At 68.2% G+C, this 22,370-nt stretch carries 21 protein-coding genes and 3 pseudogenes; 13 read left to right on the top strand and 11 right to left on the bottom strand.

Features of this window, described 5'->3' with window-relative positions:
* Positions 1-6: 6 nt before the first annotated feature.
* Entirely contained in the window at positions 7-384 is a 378-nt protein-coding gene (locus CP976_RS38295) for a BlaI/MecI/CopY family transcriptional regulator (protein ID WP_150484460.1), read from the bottom strand.
* Positions 385-697: 313 nt separating this feature from the next.
* Between CP976_RS38295 and CP976_RS38290 the strand changes: the two genes are divergently transcribed.
* Together CP976_RS38290 and CP976_RS38285 are read left to right on the top strand one after the other, a co-directional pair.
* The gene (locus CP976_RS38290; RefSeq protein ID WP_150484459.1) at positions 698-1,354 is read left to right on the top strand and encodes a GNAT family N-acetyltransferase; all 657 of its coding nucleotides are present in this window, start codon (positions 698-700) and stop codon (positions 1,352-1,354) included.
* Positions 1,355-1,578: 224 nt separating this feature from the next.
* Entirely contained in the window at positions 1,579-2,109 is a 531-nt protein-coding gene (locus CP976_RS38285) for a M15 family metallopeptidase (RefSeq protein WP_229876679.1), read from the top strand.
* A gap of 35 nt (positions 2,110-2,144) precedes the next feature.
* Here CP976_RS38285 and CP976_RS38280 read toward each other — a convergent pair whose 3' ends face one another.
* Positions 2,145-2,504 carry an ArsR/SmtB family transcription factor gene (locus CP976_RS38280; protein ID WP_150484457.1) on the bottom strand — a complete coding sequence of 120 codons (360 nt, stop codon included), beginning with the start codon at positions 2,502-2,504 and terminating at the stop codon, positions 2,145-2,147.
* Positions 2,505-2,641: 137 nt separating this feature from the next.
* Here CP976_RS38280 and CP976_RS38275 point away from each other — a divergent pair, with 137 nt between their 5' ends.
* Positions 2,642-3,979: an MFS transporter gene (locus CP976_RS38275; protein ID WP_150485684.1), complete on the top strand. Its 1,338-nt coding sequence runs from the start codon at positions 2,642-2,644 to the stop codon at positions 3,977-3,979.
* A gap of 44 nt (positions 3,980-4,023) precedes the next feature.
* Here the strand turns inward: CP976_RS38275 and CP976_RS38270 are convergent, their stop codons facing one another.
* Genes CP976_RS38270 through CP976_RS38260 form a run of 3 tightly spaced genes read right to left on the bottom strand, consistent with a single transcriptional unit; the run spans position 4,024 to position 7,077 of the window.
* Positions 4,024-4,677: a class I SAM-dependent methyltransferase gene (locus CP976_RS38270; protein WP_150484456.1), complete on the bottom strand. Its 654-nt coding sequence runs from the start codon at positions 4,675-4,677 to the stop codon at positions 4,024-4,026.
* 13 nt (positions 4,678-4,690) lie between these two features.
* Positions 4,691-5,953 (bottom strand): MDR family MFS transporter, encoded by a 1,263-nt coding sequence (locus tag CP976_RS38265; RefSeq protein ID WP_150484455.1) that lies wholly within the window; start codon positions 5,951-5,953, stop codon positions 4,691-4,693.
* Positions 5,950-7,077, bottom strand: a complete 1,128-nt coding sequence (locus CP976_RS38260; RefSeq protein WP_150484454.1) for a PLP-dependent cysteine synthase family protein — start codon at positions 7,075-7,077, stop codon at positions 5,950-5,952. Before CP976_RS38260 ends, CP976_RS38265 begins: the two co-directional genes overlap by 4 nt.
* An 810-nt stretch (positions 7,078-7,887) precedes the next feature.
* Between CP976_RS38260 and CP976_RS38255 the strand changes: the two genes are divergently transcribed.
* The 4 genes from CP976_RS38255 to CP976_RS38235 all read left to right on the top strand — a co-directional run bounded on the left by CP976_RS38255 (position 7,888) and on the right by CP976_RS38235 (position 11,024).
* On the top strand, positions 7,888-8,430 hold the full coding sequence (locus CP976_RS38255; RefSeq protein WP_150484453.1) for an MTB12 C-terminal domain-containing protein: 543 nt from the start codon (positions 7,888-7,890) through the stop codon (positions 8,428-8,430).
* Between the two features lie 850 nt (positions 8,431-9,280).
* Entirely contained in the window at positions 9,281-9,697 is a 417-nt protein-coding gene (locus CP976_RS38245) for a Fur family transcriptional regulator (RefSeq protein ID WP_150484452.1), read from the top strand.
* Between the two features lie 14 nt (positions 9,698-9,711).
* Positions 9,712-9,993, top strand: coding sequence for a hypothetical protein (locus CP976_RS38240; RefSeq protein WP_150484451.1), 282 nt, complete (start codon positions 9,712-9,714; stop codon positions 9,991-9,993).
* A gap of 5 nt (positions 9,994-9,998) precedes the next feature.
* Entirely contained in the window at positions 9,999-11,024 is a 1,026-nt protein-coding gene (locus CP976_RS38235; RefSeq protein WP_150484450.1) for a CobW family GTP-binding protein, read from the top strand.
* Positions 11,025-11,449: 425 nt separating this feature from the next.
* Here the strand turns inward: CP976_RS38235 and CP976_RS44035 are convergent, their stop codons facing one another.
* A complete protein-coding gene (locus tag CP976_RS44035) occupies positions 11,450-11,656 on the bottom strand; it encodes a hypothetical protein (protein ID WP_244403673.1) in 207 nt (68 codons plus the stop codon).
* On the opposite strand from CP976_RS44035, the gene CP976_RS44030 reads away from it, so the two are divergent.
* The 3 genes from CP976_RS44030 to CP976_RS38220 are packed head-to-tail and all read left to right on the top strand — an operon-like array spanning position 11,655 to position 12,800.
* The gene (locus CP976_RS44030) at positions 11,655-12,053 is read left to right on the top strand and encodes a WD40 repeat domain-containing protein (protein ID WP_229876680.1); all 399 of its coding nucleotides are present in this window, start codon (positions 11,655-11,657) and stop codon (positions 12,051-12,053) included. The genes CP976_RS44035 and CP976_RS44030 overlap by 2 nt on opposite strands.
* Complete coding sequence (locus tag CP976_RS38225; protein WP_150484449.1) at positions 12,050-12,454, top strand: (2Fe-2S) ferredoxin domain-containing protein; 405 nt, start codon at positions 12,050-12,052, stop codon at positions 12,452-12,454. Before CP976_RS44030 ends, CP976_RS38225 begins: the two co-directional genes overlap by 4 nt.
* The gene (locus CP976_RS38220) at positions 12,441-12,800 is read left to right on the top strand and encodes an ArsR/SmtB family transcription factor (protein ID WP_150484448.1); all 360 of its coding nucleotides are present in this window, start codon (positions 12,441-12,443) and stop codon (positions 12,798-12,800) included. The genes CP976_RS38225 and CP976_RS38220 overlap by 14 nt, the downstream gene beginning before the upstream one ends.
* Positions 12,801-12,917: 117 nt before the next feature.
* On the opposite strand, the gene CP976_RS38215 is transcribed toward CP976_RS38220, so the two are convergent.
* Together CP976_RS38215 and CP976_RS38210 are read right to left on the bottom strand one after the other, a co-directional pair.
* Positions 12,918-13,688, bottom strand: coding sequence for a methyltransferase domain-containing protein (locus CP976_RS38215; RefSeq protein WP_150484447.1), 771 nt, complete (start codon positions 13,686-13,688; stop codon positions 12,918-12,920).
* Between the two features lie 164 nt (positions 13,689-13,852).
* A pseudogene (locus CP976_RS38210) lies at positions 13,853-14,056 on the bottom strand (IS5/IS1182 family transposase); the annotation flags it as partial.
* 142 nt (positions 14,057-14,198) lie between these two features.
* On the opposite strand from CP976_RS38210, the gene CP976_RS38205 reads away from it, so the two are divergent.
* Complete coding sequence (locus tag CP976_RS38205) at positions 14,199-14,666, top strand: hypothetical protein (protein ID WP_150484446.1); 468 nt, start codon at positions 14,199-14,201, stop codon at positions 14,664-14,666.
* A gap of 47 nt (positions 14,667-14,713) precedes the next feature.
* Here the strand turns inward: CP976_RS38205 and CP976_RS44025 are convergent, their stop codons facing one another.
* Together CP976_RS44025 and CP976_RS38195 are read right to left on the bottom strand one after the other, a co-directional pair.
* The gene (locus CP976_RS44025) at positions 14,714-16,078 is read right to left on the bottom strand and encodes a NucA/NucB deoxyribonuclease domain-containing protein (RefSeq protein WP_229876682.1); all 1,365 of its coding nucleotides are present in this window, start codon (positions 16,076-16,078) and stop codon (positions 14,714-14,716) included.
* Positions 16,079-16,495: 417 nt separating this feature from the next.
* A pseudogene (locus tag CP976_RS38195) lies at positions 16,496-17,245 on the bottom strand (transposase).
* Positions 17,246-17,786: 541 nt separating this feature from the next.
* Between CP976_RS38195 and CP976_RS38185 the strand changes: the two are divergent.
* Together CP976_RS38185 and CP976_RS38180 are read left to right on the top strand one after the other, a co-directional pair.
* Positions 17,787-20,741, top strand: a complete 2,955-nt coding sequence (locus CP976_RS38185; RefSeq protein ID WP_150484444.1) for a tetratricopeptide repeat protein — start codon at positions 17,787-17,789, stop codon at positions 20,739-20,741.
* A 178-nt stretch (positions 20,742-20,919) separates the two neighbouring features.
* Positions 20,920-21,669, top strand: a pseudogene (locus CP976_RS38180) (transposase).
* Positions 21,670-21,881: 212 nt separating this feature from the next.
* Here the strand turns inward: CP976_RS38180 and CP976_RS38175 are convergent.
* The gene (locus tag CP976_RS38175; RefSeq protein ID WP_229875678.1) at positions 21,882-22,235 is read right to left on the bottom strand and encodes a DUF6221 family protein; all 354 of its coding nucleotides are present in this window, start codon (positions 22,233-22,235) and stop codon (positions 21,882-21,884) included.
* Between the last annotated feature and the right edge of the window lie 135 nt (positions 22,236-22,370).

The following is a 22,370-nucleotide window of genomic DNA, read 5'->3' as shown; positions in this document are numbered from 1 at the left end:
ACTTCCTCAGCCGTCGGCGCTCGGCTCGGCGGGCATGTCCGCCAGCGCTCTGCGCAGAGCAGCGGCCTCCGAGGCGTCGAGGCGACCGGCGAAGCGCAGCAGGGCACTCTCACGGTCGGCCGACGACTCCAGGGCCTGCTCCATGAGTTCGGCCGAGTAGTCGTCGGCGGTGCGCACAGGGCTGTAGCGGAAGGACCGGCCCTGCTTGTCCCGCTCCAACCACCCCTTCGTGCGCAGGCGTTCGGTCACCGTCATGACCGTCGTGTACGCGGGGTCCCGTCCCTCTCGATGGAGTGCGTCGACGATCTCGTGGACGTTGAGCGGCTCGCCGCTCGCCCACATCACCCGCATGATCTCGGCTTCCAGTTCACCGAACGGTCTCATCGCTCTTGTCCCGCCCCTCGTCACCGCACTGTGCCGCACGTTCACGCGTCCACGACTCCCGACCGTATCGGGAACCGCAGAGCGACAGCGGCTGGTTTTCTACCCTCCGTAGAAATTTTACCCAGGATCGAACTTCTATCCGCTGTAGAACTTCTACGCGACGTAGTAATTTTCTTCTGTGGACGTCGAGCGAGGCGCATCCGCGCCACTGAGCCCTGCCCTGCCCGCCCCCGACCCCTCCGGCCCCGTCGGCCGCATCCCCCCATCGCGCACCCCCAGCCGAGGCACCCCCTTCGGCTGCGCACTGCGACCGATGGGGCCGGAGGACCTGCCGTTCGTGGTGGACGAGCACCGCGACCACTTCCCCGACGGCTTCTTCGCCCGGCTCGGACCGGGCTATCTGACGGCCTACACCCGCACGTACCTGACGAGCCCCCACGCGCGGGCGTACATCGCCGAGGCCGATGGAGCACCCGTCGGCTTCCTGGTCGGCGTGATCGACCCGGTCGCGCACCGCCGGCACGTCGTACGCGCTCACGGACGGGGGCTCGCCCTGCGCGCATGCATGTCTCTCTCCGTCCGCCCCGGACTGTCTCTGCACTTCATACGCACCCGTCTGGGACGTTACGCACGCAAGCTGCTCCCCGGCCGCCGCGAAACAGCCCCCCAGGCAGCCGAGAGCCGGCCACGGGCCGGAGTCACCGCCGTCCTGGCCCATGTCGTCGTCATCGGCCGGGTCCGCTCGTACGGCCTGGGCTCGGCGCTCGTCCGTCGCTTCACCGAAGACGCCGCCTCCGCCGGATGCGCCCGAGTCAGCCTGGTCACGGCAGCCGGACCCGACGGCGCGGGCCGCTACTACGAACGCCTCGGCTGGTGGTGCGCCGGCCAGACCCGCACGCCCGAGGGCCGCACCCTCCTGACCTACGAATACGACCTTCCCCACCGGCTCCCCCGAGGAACAGCGCAGTGATCCGTACCGTCCGGCCATGGCCACCGCTCGCGTTTGCGGCCCTGTTCCTGGCCACGGCCTGCACGGCCGCAGCCGACACCGGCTCCACCGCGCCGGGCACCAGTTCGGCGACCTCCAGCCCGACACCGTCCCCCGCCCCCTCCGCGGATGCGGTGATCCGTTCGGTCCCCGCTGCGCAATGGCAGAAGATGAAGGAAGCGGGGATGGTGCGCAGGGGATGTCCCGTGACCTCGCCCGACCAGCTGCGCCGTGTGGAGATCAATCACCACGGATTCGACACGAAGACCCACCGCGGGGTGCTCGTCGTCAACGCGGACACCGCCGACAGCGTCGTCCGCATCTTCACCGAGCTCTTCGACACCGGCTTTCCCATCCGGCAGATGAAACCCCTGGAGGAGTACGGCGGCGACAACACCGCCAGCCTGGCCGCCGACAACACCGCCGCCTTCAACTGCCGTCGCCCCGATCAGATCAACGCGCCGACCACGGAGTCCCCGCACGCCAACGGCCGCGCTGTCGATATCAACCCCCTCGAGAACCCCTGGCAGGATCTGCGGTGCAAGTGCTGGAAGCCGAGCGCGAAGCACAGCGCGCGCTCGCAGGGCAAGGGCAAGATCCTCGAAGGCGGTCCGGTCTGGCGGGCGTTCACGACCGAGGGCTGGGTGTGGCAGAACATCGACGTACCTGACTACATGCACTTCGACACCGGTTACCCGTCCAGGCCCTACGGCGGGCCGAGCGCCGACGCGAGGTGAAACTCCTCCTCTTGGCAACCCCCGGAGGCGCCCGGTCAGTCGTGCGGTGCCTGCCCGCTGACCCGGTGGTCGGCGTGGCTCAACGCCTCCATCACGAGCCGTCGCAGATGCCCGTCCCGGAGGCGGTAGTAGACGCGCCGCCCTTCGCGCCGTGTCTCCACCAGACCCGCGAGCCGCAGCTTCGCCAGGTGCTGACTCACCGCGGTCCGGGATGCCTCGCACCGCTCGGTCAGTGAGCCGACATCCGACTCCCCTTGGGCGATCAGCCAGAGCAGGTGCAACCGCGTCACGTCGGAGAGCATCGCGAACACCTCGGTCGCCTCCGCGAGACGCGCGCTGTCCGGGGGGCGCAGATGCGCACCAGGTGCAGTTGGCAGGGACTCGCGAGCAGGCATGCACACAGCGTAGAGGCAGGAACGAGCCAACGTCGCCCGCCCTCGAGGGGATCCGACGTCCACATGTGCACAGGTGCGCACTTATGGATACAGTGAGAGTCGGCCGCGCCCGTCTCGACCCGCCGAGGGATTGCCGCATGCTGTCCGTCCTGCGCAACCGCACCTACCGCCGTCTCTTCACCGCCCAGGTGATCGCCCTGGTCGGCACCGGACTGGCCACGGTCGCGCTCGGTCTGCTGGCGTACGACATCGCCGGCGCCGACGCGGGCTCGGTCCTCGGCACCGCACTGGCGATCAAGATGGTGGCGTACGTGGCGATCGCCCCGGCCATCGGCGCGGTCGCCGACCGGCTGCCACGCCGGGCGCTGATGGTCGGAGCAGACCTCGTCCGGGCCGCGGTGGCGCTGACCCTGCCGTTCGTGGACCAGGTGTGGCAGGTCTACGTCCTGATCTTCCTGCTCCAGTCGGCATCGGCCGCGTTCACGCCGACGTTCCAGGCGGTCCTCCCGGACGTGCTGCCCGCAGAGCGCGACTACACGCGGGCACTCTCACTGTCCCGCCTCGCCTACGACACGGAGAGCCTGTTCAGCCCGGCACTCGCCGCCGCGCTGCTGTCACTGATGACCTACAACTGGCTGTTCCTGGGCACGGTGGCAGGTTTCCTGGCCTCAGCGGTTCTGGTGGTGTCGGCGATGCTGCCGAAGCAGGTCGCCCCGGAATCTCGCGGCGACAGCGTGTACGCCAAGGCCACCGCAGGCACGCGCCTCTTCCTCGCCAGCCCGCAACTGCGTGCCTTGCTCGCCCTCGACCTCGCGGTCGCGGCGGCGGGTGCGGTGGTCACCGTCAACACCGTCGTCTACGTCCGTGACGAGCTGGATCGCAGCGCGGCCGACGTGTCGCTCGCGCTCGGCGCGTACGGCGGGGGTTCGATGGTCGCCGCACTGCTGCTGCCCCGGATCCTGGACCGCGTCCGCGACCGCACCGTGATGCTGCGCGGCGCCTTGCTGCTCACCCTCGTCTTCGCCGCACTCGGCGCACTCACGGCATCCGGCGGCGCCCCCTGGCGCTGGCCCGCGCTGCTGCTGACCTGGGCGGCCTTCGGCGCGGCCGGCTCGATGGTGCTCACCCCGACCGGCCGGCTGATCCGCCGCTCGGCCCCGCCCGAGGCGCGCACCGCCGCCTTCGCCGCGCAGTTCTCCCTCTCGCACAGCTGCTGGCTGCTGACCTATCCGCTGGCCGGCTGGCTCGGCGCGGCCGCCGGCCTGCAGTCGGCGGTGGTGACACTGGGCCTGATCGCGCTCACGGCCGCACTTCTGGCGGTACGGCTGTGGCCGGCGCAGGAACCGGGCCCGGTCGAGCACGAGCACAGCGACCTCCGCGCCGACCATCCACACCTCGCGGATGCCATACGCGTACGGGGCGCATGGCGGCACAGCCATCACCCCCTGACTGACGGGTTCCACGCCCACCGGTGAGGAGCGGCCGCCGAGCGGCTCCTCGGCGGCCGCTCCTCACCGGATCAGACCCGGGCGATCAGCGCATACCGTTCGTCGCTGACCGGGTGCCCCCACAAGTCGGGCTTGTCGCTGAGGTCTTCCACGCGGAGCTCGGCCACCAAGGGCCGGACGGCGGCGGCCAGCTCTTCGGCGGCGATGCCTCGGTGCCAGGGCAGGGTCTCGGCGCCGGCCACGTAGGGCTGCCCGGTCTGACCGGCTTCCCGCCACCGCCCTTCGACCAGGATCAGCGTGCCGCCCGTACGAAGCCGTGAGATCCAGTCCCGCAGAGCGGCGTCGGGGTCGGGCAGGGTCCACAGCAGGTGGCGGGACAGGACGACGTCGTAGCTGTTCTGATCGGTGGGCGGGTTGGCGGCATCGCCCACCAGGAAACGGCCCTCGAGGCCCGCTGTCGTGAACTTGCCCCGGGCCTGTTCGACCATCCTCGGGGCGAGGTCCACCGCGGTTACCCGGTGCCCGGCCTCGGCCAGCAGGCGGGAGAGCGACCCGGTGCCACACCCCACGTCGAGGACGTCCACGGCAGCGGGCGGCATCCAGTCATCCAGGCACACCGCCCACGCCGTTCGGGTCGCCGCACGGCGCAGGCCGTGGTCCGGCTCGTCGTCGAAGGCGTCAGCGGCGGCATCCCAGTACGCACTGATAGCAGCAGAGTTCGTCATGCGGCCGATCCTGTCAGCCGGCACTGACATCGCCGGCCACCCGGACCGGCACCAGCTTCCGGGCCAGGTACCCGGCGCGGTCCAACTGCGCCACCAGCCCCGCGCACACCAGCCCCGTCGCGGCCAGTGCGGCCCACGGCAGCCACCGGACGCCGGTGTCGAACAACGCCCCGACGGCGAGATTCCCCAGCGAGATCGCGATGCCGCAGGCAGTGTTGTAGGCCCCGTAGTACGTCGCGACCAGCCGGTCTCCGGAAAGCCGTACGACGGTGTCCATCTCGAAGGGGTAGAGCAGCGCCCCGCCCCAGGCCAGCAATACCGCGCACACCGCCAAGGCTCCTGCCCCGACCACCGCGTCGTGCGAAGCGGGCAGCAGCGGCAGGAACGCCACCCCCATCACCACCAGCCCGTACACGATGGCCCGCGGCCCGGACAGACTCCGCTTCGCCCAGGCGGTCAGTTTCAGCTGGCCCGACAGCGCGGCCAGCGCCGAGACGGCGAAGACCGCGCCCGTCATCAACCCGGCCTGCTCGCCGAAGAGTTCCCGGGCTCGGAGCGGGAGAGCGAGGTAGACCTGGAAGGCGAGGACGTAGGAGCCGGACATGGCGGCGGCGAAGAGCAGGAAGGGCCGGTTGGCTGCGATGGTGCGCCAGTCGGCTGCCACCGCCCGCCATGCCGGGTCCGCGCTGCGGTCGACCGGTGGGCGGGCCGGCAGGGCCCGGGCCTGAAGGACGGCCAGCGCGCCGAAGATCAGCGCGGCCACCGCACACACCGCGCTGAAGTCCCAGGTCAGCAGGGCGAGTCCGGCGAGCGGGCCGACGAGGATGCCCGCCTGGTAGAAGACGTTGAAGACGGAGAACGCCTCGACGCGCCGCTCTTCTCCGGCCTCCGCCGCGAGATACGCGCGCACGGCCGGATTGAACAGCGCCCCCGCAAGGCCCGTCAGCGCCGAGGCGATGATCAGCGTGGGGAGGCTGCCCGCCACCGCGAGCAGGGCGAAGGCGACCGTCCGCAGGGCACAGCCGGCGAGGATCATCGGCTTGCAGCCGTACCGGTCGGCCAGCGTGCCGCCGACGAGGAACATGCCCTGCTGGGAGAGGTTGCGCACGCCGAGCACGAGTCCGACCGCCCAGGCCGCGTACCCGAGGCCGTGGGCCAGATGATCGGCGAGGTAGGGCATGAGCATGTAGAAGCCGAGGTTGATGGCGAACTGGTTCACCATCAGCAGCCGGACCGGACGGTCGAAGGAGGCCACCTGGACCCGCAGCCGCCTCATCGCGCACCCGCCTTCGCCGCGGCCTTGCGACCCAGCGGGTCCCGCACGCGACTGCACCGCGTCCACCCGGTCACGACGCACTCGTCCTGCTCGGCGATCTCGTCGGGCTCCGGCGCGGGTCGGTGGCCGAGGAGGTCGTGTTCGCGGCACCAGGCGTCGTTGTAGACGGTCTCCAGGTAGCGGTGCGGGCCGTCCGGGAACACGGCGGCGATCCGTGTGCCCGTCGGATACGTCCGTGCCACCCACCCGGCGACCAGCGCCACCGCACCGACGCTCCAGCCGCCAGATGCGTAATGTCGGCGGGCGAGCTGACGGCAGGCCCACACCGCCTCGCCCGGGGCCACCCAGTGGACCTCGGTGAAGGCGTCGTAGTCCACATTCGACGGATGGATACTCGACCCCAGCCCGCGCATCAGCCGCGGCCCGGCAGGCTGCCCGAAGATCGTCGAGCCGACCGCGTCCACGCCGATCAGCTTCAGCCCGGGGCACCGCTCGCGTAGCCCCGACGTGATGCCGGCCGAGTGTCCGCCCGTGCCCACCGCCGCCACCAGGACGTCCACGCGACCGAGTTGGGCGAGGAGTTCGGCGGCCAGTGGCCGGTAGGCGGCCGCGTTGTCGGGGTTGTGGTACTGGTCCGGGCAGTACGTCCCCGGGACATCGGCCAGGAGTTCGGCGACGCGCTCGCGGCGGGCCCGCTGCCAGCCACCGTCGTGATGCGGGGCGGCGACCTGGTCGACGTGTGCGCCGAGTGCGGTGAGCAGGCGCACCATCGACGGCTCCATGCCCGGATCGGTGACGACGGTGACCGGGTGACCGTACGTCAGCCCGGCCAGGGCGAGCCCGAGCCCAAGGGTGCCGCTGGAGGACTCGACGATCGGCGCACCCGGCGCGAGGTCGCCACGGCACCTCGCCTCGCGGATCATGTGCAGACCGGGCCGGTCCTTGATACCGCCCGGATTGGCGCCTTCCAGCTTGGCGTGGAAGCCCCGGCCCGGCGGGGCGAACGGCTCGTCGATCCACAGGACCGGGGTGTTGCCCACCAGGTGGGCCGGGTGGCGGGCGATCGGAGGGACGGGAGTGTCGCCCCCGACGGGGATGAGGGATTCGAAAAGGGTGGGGTCCATGAAGGTACGGCTCCTTCGCACCCACCGGTCGGGCGGGCGCGGTGCTGGCGGTACAGGGGCGCGCGGGCACGCCGGACCGTGGGCTGCCGCCGTCGCGGCGCGGCCCAGGTCAGGGCATGCGGGCTGTGCCTACTGCCGCCAGACGCAATGCCGTGCGCATGCGGACCGACCGCCTCCCGGCCCCACATCACCTTCGGCTGGGCCGACGCGGCCGAGCGATGCCTCAGAGACGGGCCTACTGGCGACGGGCTCGATGATCAGCGGAGCATGGACAGGATGGCCGCCCGAGTCCCGGACGCGGTCCACCGCGTGCCCGACGTCCTGAGCGGCTTCGTGACTGTGTCCGTGCTCGGACCCGACCGCCGCCTCAACCTCGGCAACCGGCTGTACCGCGCCCACGGCGGTGAGCGACCTGTGGGGACCGAGGAAGCCCGGCCCGTGCAGGGCGCCCAGCAAGTGGGTCGCCACCAAAAGGATCAGTCCGATGAGCAGCACGGATGGCACGGGACGCTGGGTGCTGCGGCCGGCCATCACAAGGGTCACAAACGCAGCGTAGTTGCTCGATTACGCATGGCTGCCGTGCGACGCGCTGGCCTCGCGACCACCAACCGGCTCAGATCCTCTGAATGCCCCAGAAGGCCGCGATCACCACGACGATCACGGCGGTCACCAACCAGACGGCCAAGCCGACACGACGCATCCATGGACTCACACTCGATTGATGCCCGTCGGCCATGCCGTCACACCAAGCGAGGATGAGCCGCTGCAAGACGGGGAACGCGGTCCCATGAGCGCCTCTGAGGAGGAACCATGGGCCCACAACGGCGATCACTTCCCGCCGTCGTCGCGGCGGCCGCACTCCTCGCAGCCGCCGTCTCGTGCACGGACGACGAACCCCGGCCGACACCCCCGACCTTCACGTCGACCAGCACACCGAGCCGCACGCTGCCTCCCACCACCTCACAGTCCCCGACCCCGACGGCAAGTGCCCCGGAAGATCCTGCCGAAGCCGAAGAGGAGGTTCGCGACGCTTGGGCGCGATTCTTCAGCCCTGAGACTTCCGTCGAGGACAAGGCGGATGTCGCGGAGAGCGGCAACGAGTACCAGCTCATGATCGAGGCGCTCGTCAAAGACCCGGAGACACGCACGCTCCGGATACGCGTCGATGCGGTGACCTTCACCTCCGACCTGCATGCGCGTGTCGACTACACCCTTTTCTCTGACGCCACGAAGGTCGGGCCGGACGGACCGGGTGCGTCCGTACGCCAGGACGACACGTGGAAGATCTCCGCGAAGACGGTGTGCTCCCTGACGAAGTACGGCAAGGACGTCCCCCAAGCGCCGATCTGCTGACGGCCCGCCGGCTCACCCTGACCAGAGTCCCGGACCCTGCCGACGCCCATAACCCGGTGGCAACGGCCGGGCCCCTCTTGAAAGCTCTGCCGCAGGGCTCGTCAACGCGCCGCAGCGACAACCAGCACCAACTTGCGCACGCTGAACCGATCACGTCGCAGCAAGGGCCACTCGATGAGGAGGTACGAAGCGAGAGCCGCCACGACCGTTGCCGTGACGCCGGCCCAGAGCAGCCAGCCGCCGTCCATGCCCAGTTCGGAGAGCAACCTGAGGACGGGGTAGTGCCACAGGTCCCGTAGCTGAGGTTGCGCCCGACCCACGCCAGCGCGGAGAGCGACAGGAGCCGGGACGGCCACACCTGCGGGCACAGGTCCATCGCGGGCACGACCACGGCCGACAGAACGGCGGCGGCCAGGAATCCGACCGAGCACCACACGGGGTTCCACCCGCTGTGTTCGGTCATCGGAACCTGCCAGGCGATCAGCCCCAGCAGCTTGAGCGCGGGCAGCGCTTCTGCGGATGACCCAGGGGCCATAACGGGCCGGGCCGCACCGCCGGCCACTGCGAGGCCCGAGGAGCGGCAGAGAGTGCATCTGCAATCCGGGCCCCCGCCCCCTTCATCGCCGTTCAGGACAGGCGAAGGTGGGTGGCCGGTTCGGCGTTACTCAGCCCCCGGGCCAGGCAACCCAGCACGCCGAGTTCACGCAGACAGCCAACGCCTCCCCTCTCCGGGCAACCGCGGACAGGCCCTACTCGCACCCCGCCCACACATGAGCTATCGTTCATATGGATATGGATTTCATTTTCATCTAGGCTTCGTTCGGCACGCCACCAGGAGGTGAACATCGGTGTGAGCGCCCTGACGACCCAGCAACGACCCACCCGGCAGCGCTCGGCCCTTCTGGAAGCTCTCGCGAACTGTCACGACTTCATCTCCGCACAGGATCTGCACGCGCGCATGACCGCCGATGGCACTCGGATCGGCCTGACCACCGTCTACCGAGGACTGCGTGACCTGGAGGCCGCGGACGCGGTCGACGTCGTCCAGGCCGGTGTCGGCGCCGGTGAACGGCTCTACCGGTGGCGGCCCGGCGACGGCCACCGCCACTACCTGATCTGCCGTGCCTGCGGCAGCAGCAGCCCGGTGGACTCCGAGGTGGTCGAGGAGTGGGCGGGACGAATCGCATCCGACTCCGGATTCGCTGCGGTGGAACACACCGTCGAACTCACCGGCGTCTGCGCCGGCTGCCAACCAGCCACCAATTGAGGAGAACCGCCGCCATGCCCCTGGGATTCGGGCCAGGAAGCCCCGCCGCACCGAGCCCGCACCTGCGCGAGCTGAAGGAGACCGTGCGCACCCTGCTGCAACTCGACGACGACACCGCCGTCCTGATCCGCCAGCTCGCCTGCACGGAACCGGGCTGCCCGCCCCTGGAGACGGTCGTCGCCGTCCTGCCGATGAACGGCCCGGCCCGCCGCTGGACACTGCACCGGCCCACTGACGAAGTCACCGAAGACGACCTCAAAGCCGTCCTGCTCACCACCGCACCCGAAGGAGCCTGACCCTGATGAGCGAAACGACCACCACGGACGCGCCGCGCGACGGGCGCGTGCCCGTCACCGTACTGACCGGCTTCCTCGGCTCGGGCAAGACCACTCTCCTCAACCGCATCCTCACCGAGCACCACGGCATGCGGATCGCCGTCATCGAGAACGAGTTCGGCGAAGTCGGCATCGACGACGCGCTCGTCCTCGACGCAGAGGAAGAGATCTTCGAAATGAACAACGGCTGCATCTGCTGCACCGTGCGCGGGGACCTCATCCGCATCCTGGCCGCACTGATGCGCCGCCGCGAGCAGTTCGACCACATCCTCATCGAGACCACCGGACTCGCCGACCCCGCACCGGTCGCGCAGACCTTCTTCATGGACGACGAGATAGCCGCCCAGCTGCGTCTGGACGCCATCATCACGCTCGTCGACGCCGCCCACGTGCTCCAGCACCTGGACGAGGTCAAGCCGGAAGGCGTGGAGAACGAGGCCGTCGAGCAGATCGCCTTCGCCGACCGCGTGGTGCTCAACAAGACGGACCTGGCCGACGACGCCACCCTCGCCGAAGTGGAGGCCCGCATCCGCTCGATCAACGCGCCGGTGCAGATCCTGCGCGCCCGGCACGCCGGCGTCGACCTCCGGCAGATCCTGGACGTGGGCGCCTTCGACCTCCAGCGGGTGCTCGCCGACGACCCGTCCTTCCTCACCGAGACCGAGCACCAGCACGACACCACCGTCACCTCGGTCGGCATCGAACTGGGCGGCGAGCTCGACGACAACCGCCTCAACGCCTGGCTCGGCCACCTACTGCGCACCAAGGGCGTCGACATCTTCCGCTCCAAGGGCATCCTCGCCCTGGCCGGCGAACCGAAGCAGTACGTCTTCCAGGGCGTCCACATGCTGCTCGACGGCACCCTCGGGCGCGAGTGGCGCGAGGACGAACCGCGCGGCAGCAAGCTGGTGTTCATCGGACGCAACCTCGACCGCGAGGCACTGGAGCGCGGGTTCGCCGACTGCCTGGCCACGGCGGGAGCCGCCGCGTGAGCCTCATCGTCGATTCCGATCTCGCCGTGGCCTGGGAGCTCACGGTCGACGACGCGCCGGTCGCGCTCAGCGCCCGCGGCGACCTGGTGGCCGTCACCGGAGCCGAGGGCACGGTCACGGTCCTGGACGCCGCGATGGGCGCCGAGATGGGCGCGCTGGAGCTGCCCGGCGGCGCACTGCGCGTCGAGCTCTCCCCCGACGCGGGGCAGTTGGCGGTGACCGGCCCCATGGGGTACGCGCTGTGGCGGCGCGCCGACAGCCGTACGGTCGTCCGTGAGCCGGGCGCCTGGTCGGCCGCCGCGGCATGGGCGGACGAGGCCCGCGTCGCGGTCGCCTCCGGGCGGCGGGCACTCGTCCTCGACACCGACGGCCAGGAGCTGTGGCGTACGGAACCCGCGGCCTCCACCGTCACCGACCTGGCCTGGCTACGGCAGGGACGGCGCCTCGCGGTGGCCGCCTACGGTGCCGTACGCGGGCACGAGCGCCACACCGAGAAACCGGTGGTGACCTACCCCTACGTCGGCTCCCACCTCGCCCTCGCCGTCGCCCCCCACCGGCAAGTGGATCTGCAGCGGCAACCAGGACGCCTCCATCCATATCTGGCGCACCCGGGACGGCAGCGAGCTGACCATGTCCGGCTACCCGGAGAAGGTCTCCCGCCTCGCCTTCGACGACACCGGCTTCTGGCTGGCCGCCGACGGCGCCCCGGACGTCACCGTCTGGGACTTCTCCGGCAAGGGACCGGCCGGCACCGCGCCCCGCTCCCTGCGGTGCCACGAGACGATCACCGCGCTCACCTGGCGTCCCGGCCCCGCCGGGCACCTGGCCAGCGGCGGCCACGACGGCACGATCGCGCTGTGGCACGCCACCGCGGGCCGGCCCCAGTCGCTGCTTCGGCCCGCGCGCGAGCTGGACGGGGACGGCACCGCGGTCGCCGCGCTCGCCTGGGCGGGCCCGCATCTGCTGATCGCCGCCTGGCGCGACGGCAGGGTCCGGGCGTACAGCGTGCCCTCCCGGACCGCGCTGTGAACCGCTCCGTGATCCGCGCGGCGGACCGGCCGTGCACGCTGGTGGTCTGCCGGGGGTGCTGCTGCGGCAACCGGCGCAAACACCGGGGCTTCGACCACGCGGGCCAGCTGGACCTGCTGCGCGCCAGCGCCCTCGCCTCCGGCGGACGCTTCACCGTCCGTACGACCGACTGCCTCGGGCCCTGCGACCACGCCAACGTCATCGTCGTCCAGCCCTCCGCCGCCGGACGCCGGGCCGGGGGCCGGGCCGCCTGGATCGGCTTCGCCATGGACGACGACTGCACGGAGGAACTGGTGCGCTGGGCGGCCGACGGCGGACCGGGCGTCGCCGACCCCCCGGCCGCCCTGGCCCTGCAGTTCTTCCGCCCGCCCCGCCAGACCCGGAACCGTGCACGCCGGTGAGGCACCGGGCGGCCGCGACGTCATCGCGGCCGCCCGCCTCGACGACGTGACGGCGGCTTCCGTCGCCACGACCCTCCAGGCACTGGGCACACCGTCCCGCCTACGGATCCTGACCACCCTGCGGCACGCCCCCCACTCGGTGACCGAACTCGCCGCCGCCGTAGGCATGGAGCAGTCCGCCGTCTCCCACCAGCTGCGCCTGCTGCGCGCCCTGGGCCTGGTCACCGGAGAGCGCGTCGGCCGCCGGATCGTCTACCGCCTCCACGACGACCATGTCGCCCAACTCCTCGACCAGGCCGTCCACCACATCGAACACCTGCGTCTCGGCATCCGCGACACGCACTGACCGACCGCCACCACCACAGGAGGCGCTGGTCTTCGCGCGGGCACAGTGTTCACCCGGCCAGGAACCCTGTTCCACCCCACAGCCCCGCCCATTGGCAAGCGGAAGCCTCCAGAGGGTTCAAGCCCCCTTTGCGAAGACAAGCACCTCCGTGGAGGCGACGCCCATGGGCGTCAGGAAGCTGGCATCCAGGCTGCAGCCGAGGGTCGCGAAGAGGTCCACGCATGTCTGGCGTGGCATGGCGGCTGGGTAGGAGTCGTGCCCCGCGCCGCCCTGCGTCGCCCAGGCGCGTACCGCGGCCGGATCCAGGCAGGTCTCTGTCATGACGTCGAAGACGATCCGACCACCGGGTCGCGTGACGCGTGCCATCTCGAAGAAGTAGCGGGAGGCGCCGAGGAAGGTCACGGTGTTGAAGACCTTATGGGCGTGAACGAGGTCGATGCTGCCGTCGGGTGTCGGGGCGAGACTGCTTCCTGCGGTCGGTTGGGCGACCACGCTGAAGGTGTCCACCAGGTAGTTGGCCCAAGGCGCTGCCGTCTCGTAGATCTCGTAGCGGTCTGGTGCACACTCCTTCAGTGTCTTCTCCAGGTACCGCCCGGATCCGGGGCCGATCTCCAGCACCGTGTCCGGGCTGGCCGCGAAGACGCCGAGAGCGCGCAGTTCATCGATGGTGGACTGGGTGGCGCCAGGCGTCCCGTTCATGACCTCGTCGATGTAGTCACCGACCGACAGACCGGCCGCCCGTGCAGCCCGCATCGTCGCCTCGAACGGGATGAAGTCGTCGACGCCCCCCAGGTTGTTGGTGCTGCGCACGATGTCGAATCCAGCACGTCCCAAGAGTCGTTTGACCCCCGACTTCAATACGGACTTTCCCCGGCCTGCTGCCTTCATCAGACATACCCCCCCAGGTCGTCTCCAGCCTATGTCAGCATAAGATCACGGACTCGGATGCGCAGTGAGACGGCGAATGCGCTACGGGGCTGGGCCGACACGCCCCTAGGTCGAGCGCCATGTCAGGGCAGCCATAGTTGCAGGCGGGCGATAATGACCAGGGCCTAGTAGTAGCGGGCGCGTTTGCCGTAGCGGGTGGCCAGGGCTTTGTTGTGCTTGAGCTTGTTGAAGCAGCGCTCGACGACGTTGCGGCGCCGGTAGGCGGCCCAGTCGAGCCAGCAGCGACTGTCGCCGCGCCGGACGCGGCCGTTGAACTGGTCGATCCCCTCAGGAATCGCGGTCTTGATGCCGCGCCTCCGCAGGTAGGTTTCGGGAGTCAAGACCAGCCATCTCGTGCTGGGGCAGGGACGGGCTGCCCCACCGGTCCGGAAGCCAATGCCTGTGTGCTCTCTGAAGTGGCGACTTAGGATCAGGGGGATGACCAGTCGTTTGTCATGCCAAGGGGGCTCCATGGCCGAGCTTGTCCGGCAGCAACACCTTGATGCGGATGTGGAGTATCACGGCTTTGGGTTTCAGGAGTCCGATGACGGTGATCTGCCCGTCCCGTTCCCTGACGACTTCGCGCAGGGCGTGTTCCTGAATGCCTTTCCGGGGCGTTTCGACATCTACAGCGGTGGCCACACGCACACCGCTGCGGTCACCGTGGAGGTGTGGAACGGGGAGCCGCCCACGCAGGATTCTTCGCGGTGGGACGAGCAGGCTGAGGCCGACTTCGAGTCGACCAGTGGTGAAGTGGCCGTATGGTCCATGGGCTTGGGGCGCGCCGATGACGTGATCACGCTTGCCGACTCGGGGGGTTCCTGGCGGGTGCGGGTGAGCTGTGCTGGGCGCAGGGAGGCTGCCGCACTGTCGGAGCAGGAAGGTACGGGCGAAGGCGTGGAGAAGTACCTTGTGCAGTTCTGGCCCGCGACGGCCTGAACACGGTCAAGGGCGGGGTGCGGCCTCCGCACCCCGCCGTCGGCACGTCAGGAGACGATCTTCACGATGAAGCCGTCTTCCATTCCGTCGATGATCCGGTTCTTGGCGTAGAAGCTGATGAGCAGGTTGCCGCCCGCACCGTTGTCTTCCTCTGCGATCGGTTTCACAGAGAAGTTGAACTTCTTCGCGTCCGCGTCGTAGTCGTGCTCCGCCGCGCCCTCATAGGTGGTGGCGAAGGGGTACTCGTCGCACTCCCGAGTGCCACCGTGCGTGTAGTTGGCGCCCCAGTATCGCTTGCACTGCTTGACCGCCGCCTTGCGGTTGTCGTCCTTGCGCGTCTTGTTGACCGTTCGGTGCAGCGGCTGATCGGGCGTCTGACCAGGCACCTTCTTCGCTGACATGTACGGCTTCGTGTCCGCCGGCTTGGTGAACGCCGTCTTGATGTGCTGAGCCACCGCACGCTCCTTGGCGCCGGCCTTCGTGCTGTAACTCAGCATTCCGATGTAGGCGAAAGAGGCTGCGCCCCTCTTGTCAGGCTTGCCGCCGCCGGTGGAGTTCGCAAGGTACTTCGCGGCGTCCCAGCGCGGCGGCAGGAAGAACAGGTCGCCCTTGAGATCGCCGGTGAGCTTGGCGTTGGGTGGCGGTGTGATGGTGATGGACGGCTGGTAGATGGCGGCGATCAGATCCGTTGTGCCGCCGCTCCCCTGGCCGGGCTTGGCGTTGATGGTTTCGTTGAACGCGCGCAGCACCTTGAGTTCGGCGAAGGTCTTCGTTCCGGGCATGCTGCCGCCCCGGGTGTAGCGAACCGTGGACGGCCAACTGTTGGGTATCTTCCCCTTGGTATCGATCTTCATCGCTGGTGCCTCGGTGGTGCCCTCCGATTCCATGTCGGTGAAGTAGTACTTGAAGTTGATCGTGCGGCTGTTCTTGGCGATCGTTCCCACGACCCGGACGTTGAACATGCTCACGCCGGAGGGCCTGCCATTGACGAGCCAGGTCTGTACGAACGAAGCACCCGAACAGGCCGCGAACCGGGACGTGAAGTAAAACCTGTTGGTGGTGCCCAGGCCCTTCTTGCACTCGTCGAGCGTCATTGTGCGGGCCGGTTCCGGGGCCGCGATCATGGGCGTCGGCGAGGGGGTTGCACTGACAGGTGCGGTGCGGGAGGGCTGAGTTGCCAGTCGCGCGTACGACGCCGCAGGCCCCACCGTCTCGTGCGGCAACTGCGCGATCGGCTCCGCGTTCCGGGCAATGTCCCGCAGACGTTCCATGCCGCCCTCGCTCTGCAACTCCTCGAGCGATGGCGTGGCCGAGCCAATCGGCAGGACGTACGACTCAACCTCAAGATCAGCCGACGCGTCTGCCTGCGCCATGGACGGCACCGCCGACAGCAGAGCGACCGCGGTCGCCATGGTGAGCGCCTGTCTGCCAACGCTCCTGAGCCACGGTATGTGCATCGAAACCCCCGAACTATGTGATCCGAATCGATGATTCGAATGCATGGTCGAGAGAAGGTCTATCGATCGAGCAGTCGCAGGCATGGGCGACACGCCGGATTTGACGTGATCGCCACCACTGTTGGCCGAGATCCACTCGCTACTGACGCATGCTTGAGCGGTTTGGGCAACCAAAGTTCAACCGCCCATGAGACTCCGCGTCACTTCTCCTCTCCGTCACACCCAAGGCGCATGACGAAGCCCCGGAAGACGGCGGGTGCGGACGCGCGTTCGGCCAGAATTCCAGCAGATCGGGTCGGATTACGACAGAACAGCCAGTCATCCGCGGCCATGCGACGTGGTAGGAGCTTCTCTCCTACTCAGTGAGCCTCTTCAGCGTTGGCGCTCCAGGGTGAGGACGGCCTTGGCAATTGACGTCATGCGGTTTGGACTGCACCGGGACCTGCGGAAGATGCGCCAGGACTTCAGGCGCGCGACGCCGCGCTCGACCGGTGCCCGTGCCGCGGCCAAGGCCCGGTTGACGGTCTTCTCGGTGAGCGTGAGTTCCTGCAGGGGCCTGCGCTTGATGGCCGTGGTCAGCCAGAGGCCGCCGCCCTGCTAGGCAAGGTCGGCCAGGATGGGCACGCCCTGGCGCTCGCACATGCGGATGATCCGGTGGGTGCGGGCAGCGGTCAGGCCATGGGCCCTGCCCGGGAGCGCGGGTGAGAGCCACAGCAGCCGGCCGTCCGGATCGGTAACCACCTGCACGTTCACGCCGTGTCGGCGGTGCTTATGGGAGTAGTCGGCTCGTCCGTCGCCGACCCGGTCGCACTCGGCGAGGGTGCCGTCCAGCAGGACGAAGTCCGCGTCGGTCTCGCGCAGGACCTTCAGCAGACCCGGCGCGTGGTCGGCGAGCAGGTCGATGACTGCCCCGGTGTAGGCGTGGGCGGTGGCCTCGCTGATCCCGAACCCGGCAGCGATCTTCGCCAGGGTGGTGTGCTCGCGCAGGTACACCAGTACCACCATCGCACGCTGCGACGGGCGCAGCTTGCAGCGCCCGTCGCCCTCACGGGTGACGATCAGCATCGTCACCCACTCCACGGGCGCATGCGGCAGGTCGAGCGCGGCAAGATAGATGACCAACGAGGCCCCCGAGCAACATGATTGAGACGTCAGACATCTCGATCAACACCCCGAGAGCCTCGTTCGTTGCCCATGGTGGACGTCACATGATCGGTGGCCAGCTCGAAGAAGCTCACTGCGCCCGCGGGAGAGGTTGCAGCTCGCCGGTGTCTGGGAACCATGACTGTATGACGGGGCGGGTTCAGGCTTGGGTCGGTGGCGCAGCGGCAGGTGCCGCAACCGCGTCCTTGGCGGCCTATTTGATCGTGGTCGGCTGGGACAAGGCAGACAAGATTGCTAGTGTTCTAGCGTTGTTCGTTGCCTTGGCAGGTCTGGTTATTTCCATGCTTGGGGTTCGGCGGGAAATTCGGCCACCTGAGCCTGACCCATCCGGGGATGGTGGCCGCGGGCGGTCGCACCAATACCAGAGCATCGTGATTAGGGGCGGTGCCGGTTATGCGTCAATGAATGGAAATGTCAGCCACTACGAAACGGGCGCCACAGGGGCGACGCTCCCACCTCCACCTAGGAGCCTGAGCGGTGATGAGGGAGACGGCAACCGGTGAGGTTCGAGAAGGACAAGGGCCGCCAGCCCATCGCATCGCAGCAGAGCGTCAGGGTGGAGAGTGGTGTCGGTTACGGGGTGCAGGGCGCTGATATCCACGTCTTCGGCGATGGTGTGCCCGTGTACCTTCTGGCGAACCGGAAGCCCCCACCTGTAACCGATGCCAAGTTCCTACGTGAACTGCCCAGTCGCATGCTGAATGCCCACTTCCAAGTCGTCGACTTTACCGGACGTCAGGACGAACTCGCCCAACTACGCGAGTGGCGGGACAAGGAATCGCGCCTCGCTGTACGCTGGCTCTATGGGCCCGGCGGGCAGGGAAAGACCCGACTGGCGGACCAACTGGCGGCGGAATCTGCGGTACTCGGCTGGAAGGCCGTCACCGCTCTCCATGGCCCGGGCCTGGTCTGGCCATCACCCAGCCTCCAAGAAGACCTAAGCCTGACCGATGCCGCAGGAGTCCTGCTGATCGTCGACTACGCCGACCAGTGGCCGCTCTCGCACCTCACCTGGCTGTTCAGCAACGCACTGCTCCACCACACGATCCCGACCCGCATCTTGCTGGTCGCCCGCAGCGCAGAGGCCTGGACACCCATCCGTGCAACGCTCGCCAACCACCAAGTAGACGTAAGCAGCACACAGTTGCGCCCCCTGCCAGACGGGCCGGCCGGTCGCTTGCAGATGTTCACCACCGCCCGTAACGCCTTTGCCGCCTGCTACGGACTCCAGGACGTCGCCCACGTCGCGTCTCCCAGCCCTCTGGAGAACCCGGAGATGGGCCTGACCCTGACCGTTCACATGGCCGCGCTCGTCGCCGTCGACGCTTCGGCCCAAGGGTGCCGCCCCCCTCAGACGCCCGAAGGACTTACGCTGTATTTGCTGGACCGTGAACACCTGCACTGGGCACGGCTCTACGGCGACGGAACCCACGAACTCACACCAGGCCAGCGCACCCACCACACTCCGCCCGCATCCATGGAACGGGCAGTGTTCACCGCCGCCCTCACCGGAGCGCTGCCTTGGGCCCGGGCCATTCAAGTACTCGACAGCCTGCGCCTTGCCCCCGGCACTGAACATGTGGCAACTGATCACGTCCACTGCTATCCGCCCTTGATGCCCAGCCCGCCTAACGAAACAGAATATCTCTCCGCACTGGAACCCCTCTACCCAGACCGACTCGCGGAAGACTTTCTCGCACTCACCTTGCCCGGCCACCACGCCGACTACCCAGCCCAGCCCTGGGCCTCCTCCACTATCCAGGAGCTGCTCACAAGGACCGCAAAAGGCTTCGCCGCGCCCTGGACTCCCCGGACCATCGGCTTCCTGGCCGCAGCAGCATCCCCGGGTCGCTGGTCCCACGTTGCAGAGCACCTCAACGGAATCCTGCTCAACGACCCTGCACTGGCAGTCGCCGCTGGCAGTGCTGCGCTCATATCCCTGGCCGAAATCCCCGAGATAGAGCCGCAGGTGCTGGAAGGCATCCAGCTATGCTTTCCCGACGGGCCATATCCAGAACTTGCGCCCGGAAGAGTTGCGGTCCTCAGAAGGACGACCTCCTACCTTTTGGCCAACACCTCCGACCCGGCGGAACAGGCCGCCCTGCACAGCGAGCTGGCCGTGAGCGCCGGTCAGGCGGGCTGGAACGAGGAGGCGCTGGCGGCCATTGAGAAGGCGATCAAAATCCGGCGGCGACTGGCGCTGGAGCAGGCTGCCCAACTACCTTCCCTTTCGGAGTCACTCAGCAACCAATCGGCCATTCTTTCCGGCCTCGGTCGGTACCACGACGCCCTGATTGCCTCCGAGCAAGCCGTCAGGATCCAACGACGACTGGAAGAGACACGCACCGGGGAGGAATGCGATCTCGCCCATGCGCTGAGTCAGCAAAGCGTCGCCCTAATGGAACTAGGGCGCCTAGAGGAGGCACGAGCCAACCTGGAAGAAGTAGTCAAGATCCGATCTCGTCACGTAGAGACACGGGACGACCGGCGTCGCTATGCCACATCCTTAGCCAACTTGAGCATGGTCCTGAGGAAGCTCGATAGGTTTCGCCAGTCTGTTGAAGCCTCGATGTCGGCCTTCATGATCCGAAAAGCGCTATACGAGGAAAACCCCGCTGACTCCCTACCCGGCCTGGCGGACTCCGCCAACACCCTCGGCACGCAAATGCTGCAACTTCGGTGGTTCGACAAAGCCGTCTTCTTTGGTGAGGCCGCAGTCCATTTCTACCGGCAACTGGTTCACGCCAACCGGGACATGTACGGGCCGGATCTGGCCAATTCCCTCACCAATCTAGGACTAATACTGGCAGAGGCGGAACGTCACGACGAAGCGCTGGCCCACGCCGAGGAATCTGTGGAACTCAACCGTTCCCTTGCGAGTACCAACCGTGCGGCTTACGAGCTGGACCTCGCCAACGCGCTGAGCAATCTCGGAGTGCGGCTGTCCCTCCAAGAGCGCATGCACGAAGCAGTGGCAGCCACCTGGGAAGCCGTACAGATCCACCAGCGTCTGGCGAGCGACAACTGGGACGCCTTCGGAGAGCGCTATGCCATGTCGTTGAGCAATCTCGGGTACCAGCTGGCGAAAGTGGGCGAGCGGCAGGACGCGCTGGACGTCTCCAATGAGGCGGTCCTGCACTACCGAAAACTGTCGGAGACAAATAGCGTTTTCACTTCTGAGCTCGCCAGAACGCTTCTCAGTTATGCCGGGATCCGACTGTACCTCCACGAAGAAGAGGGGGCGGCGTTGCAAGCAGCCGCAGAGTCCTTCACTCTCTACAGCAAGCTCACGGCGAAACTTCCCGAAGCCTTCGCGGCGCACCTACCCGTCACCCTCGGCACAGTGGCTGACGCTCTATCAGCCCTGGGGCGGGAAACAGAAGAGGGGCAAATTCGGCAGTGTATCGAGAACGCAGACTTTGCTGCAGCAGCTAACATCGTGGCTGCCTGGTGACAGTCAGACGGCTTCCGCATACCGGTCGGTGGGCGTGATCAGCCGAACGGGGTTCTGGATCGGTGAGCTTCTTCGAGCTGGCCACCGATCATGTGACGTCCACCATGGGCAACGAACGAGGCTCTCGGGGTGTTGATCGAGATGTCTGACGTCTCAATCATGTTGCTCGGGGGCCTCGTTGGTCATCTATCTTGCCGCGCTCGACCTGCCGCATGCGCCCGTGGAGTGGGTGACGATGCTGATCGTCACCCGTGAGGGCGACGGGCGCTGCAAGCTGCGCCCGTCGCAGCGTGCGATGGTGGTACTGGTGTACCTGCGCGAGCACACCACCCTGGCGAAGATCGCTGCCGGGTTCGGGATCAGCGAGGCCACCGCCCACGCCTACACCGGGGCAGTCATCGACCTGCTCGCCGACCACGCGCCGGGTCTGCTGAAGGTCCTGCGCGAGACCGACGCGGACTTCGTCCTGCTGGACGGCACCCTCGCCGAGTGCGACCGGGTCGGCGACGGACGAGCCGACTACTCCCATAAGCACCGCCGACACGGCGTGAACGTGCAGGTGGTTACCGATCCGGACGGCCGGCTGCTGTGGCTCTCACCCGCGCTCCCGGGCAGGGCCCATGGCCTGACCGCTGCCCGCACCCACCGGATCATCCGCATGTGCGAGCGCCAGGGCGTGCCCATCCTGGCCGACCTTGCCTAGCAGGGCGGCGGCCTCTGGCTGACCACGGCCATCAAGCGCAGGCCCCTGCAGGAACTCACGCTCACCGAGAAGACCGTCAACCGGGCCTTGGCCGCGGCACGGGCACCGGTCGAGCGCGGCGTCGCGCGCCTGAAGTCCTGGCGCATCTTCCGCAGGTCCCGGTGCAGTCCAAACCGCATGACGTCAATTGCCAAGGCCGTCCTCACCCTGGAGCGCCAACGCTGAAGAAGCTCACTGAGCCAGCAGATGAGCTAGAGGGCCGGCCCGTGGTCCCCCTCCGGGGTCAAGAGGGCCCCGGCCTCAGGTGCAGCGCGGCACGGAGCCGCCAGCCTGGGGTGAGCCTGAGGTCGGGCAGTGCCAGACCATGAGTGGCATCCCGGCCGCAACCATGTCACGGTCGACATCGAGCAGCGGGAAGCTGACCCTCATTTCCGTGCCTACTCCCGGCTGCGGGTGCTGTACCTCTCGTCGGGCTCATACTCGTCCTCGTTCGGCTCCCACTCGGGATCGAAGTTGGGATGATCGACGTACGCAGTAGCAAGGTGGCGAAGCACCGGCTTGAGCGCGGCTAGCATGACCATGGCGGGCCCGTGAACCATGAAGTCTCCGGCGCCGGCGTTCCGCTGTTGGCACTCCACGAAGCGCAGAAGCCCGCGCTTAGCGGCAACATCGGCAAGGACGCGGGCGCTCAGAGCCCCCGAGCCCTCGCCCTTCACAGCGCGGGCCGCAGCGTCGTCCTCGTCAAGACGAGCGCTCAGAAACGACACCAAGTCCGCAGCGTCACGGTCCATGGGGTACCCCTCGATCTATAAGTGTGAGTGCCCCATCATCCACTGGAGCTCGGACAACCAGGCCCCGCGAAAGCGCGTTGAGTCCCCTTGTATCCGGCTGAGGAGCGGCAGACGCGGGCCCGCAGCGCCGCCAGA

The organism is Streptomyces coeruleorubidus (assembly GCF_008705135.1).
In the GTDB taxonomy this organism is placed as follows: Bacteria; Actinomycetota; Actinomycetes; order Streptomycetales; family Streptomycetaceae; genus Streptomyces; species Streptomyces coeruleofuscus.
The sequence above is the reverse complement of the archived record's forward strand: the minus strand, read 5'-3'. Positions and strand labels throughout refer to the sequence as shown.

What these genes read in the sequence shown, in the direction of transcription:
- CP976_RS38295 (WP_150484460.1), bottom strand. Translation starts at nt 384, where the DNA reads ATGAGACCGTTCGGTGAACTGGAAGCCGAGATCATGCGGGTGATGTGG.
- CP976_RS38290 (WP_150484459.1), top strand. Translation starts at nt 698, where the DNA reads ATGGGGCCGGAGGACCTGCCGTTCGTGGTGGACGAGCACCGCGACCAC.
- CP976_RS38280 (WP_150484457.1), bottom strand. Translation starts at nt 2,504, where the DNA reads ATGCCTGCTCGCGAGTCCCTGCCAACTGCACCTGGTGCGCATCTGCGC.
- CP976_RS38275 (WP_150485684.1), top strand. Translation starts at nt 2,642, where the DNA reads ATGCTGTCCGTCCTGCGCAACCGCACCTACCGCCGTCTCTTCACCGCC.
- CP976_RS38270 (WP_150484456.1), bottom strand. Translation starts at nt 4,677, where the DNA reads ATGACGAACTCTGCTGCTATCAGTGCGTACTGGGATGCCGCCGCTGAC.
- CP976_RS38265 (WP_150484455.1), bottom strand. Translation starts at nt 5,953, where the DNA reads ATGAGGCGGCTGCGGGTCCAGGTGGCCTCCTTCGACCGTCCGGTCCGG.
- CP976_RS38260 (WP_150484454.1), bottom strand. Translation starts at nt 7,077, where the DNA reads ATGGACCCCACCCTTTTCGAATCCCTCATCCCCGTCGGGGGCGACACT.
- CP976_RS38255 (WP_150484453.1), top strand. Translation starts at nt 7,888, where the DNA reads ATGGGCCCACAACGGCGATCACTTCCCGCCGTCGTCGCGGCGGCCGCA.
- CP976_RS38240 (WP_150484451.1), top strand. Translation starts at nt 9,712, where the DNA reads ATGCCCCTGGGATTCGGGCCAGGAAGCCCCGCCGCACCGAGCCCGCAC.
- CP976_RS38235 (WP_150484450.1), top strand. Translation starts at nt 9,999, where the DNA reads ATGAGCGAAACGACCACCACGGACGCGCCGCGCGACGGGCGCGTGCCC.
- CP976_RS44030 (WP_229876680.1), top strand. Translation starts at nt 11,655, where the DNA reads ATGTCCGGCTACCCGGAGAAGGTCTCCCGCCTCGCCTTCGACGACACC.
- CP976_RS44035 (WP_244403673.1), bottom strand. Translation starts at nt 11,656, where the DNA reads ATGGTCAGCTCGCTGCCGTCCCGGGTGCGCCAGATATGGATGGAGGCG.
- CP976_RS38215 (WP_150484447.1), bottom strand. Translation starts at nt 13,688, where the DNA reads ATGAAGGCAGCAGGCCGGGGAAAGTCCGTATTGAAGTCGGGGGTCAAA.
- CP976_RS38205 (WP_150484446.1), top strand. Translation starts at nt 14,199, where the DNA reads ATGGCCGAGCTTGTCCGGCAGCAACACCTTGATGCGGATGTGGAGTAT.
- CP976_RS44025 (WP_229876682.1), bottom strand. Translation starts at nt 16,078, where the DNA reads ATGGCGACCGCGGTCGCTCTGCTGTCGGCGGTGCCGTCCATGGCGCAG.
- CP976_RS38175 (WP_229875678.1), bottom strand. Translation starts at nt 22,235, where the DNA reads ATGGACCGTGACGCTGCGGACTTGGTGTCGTTTCTGAGCGCTCGTCTT.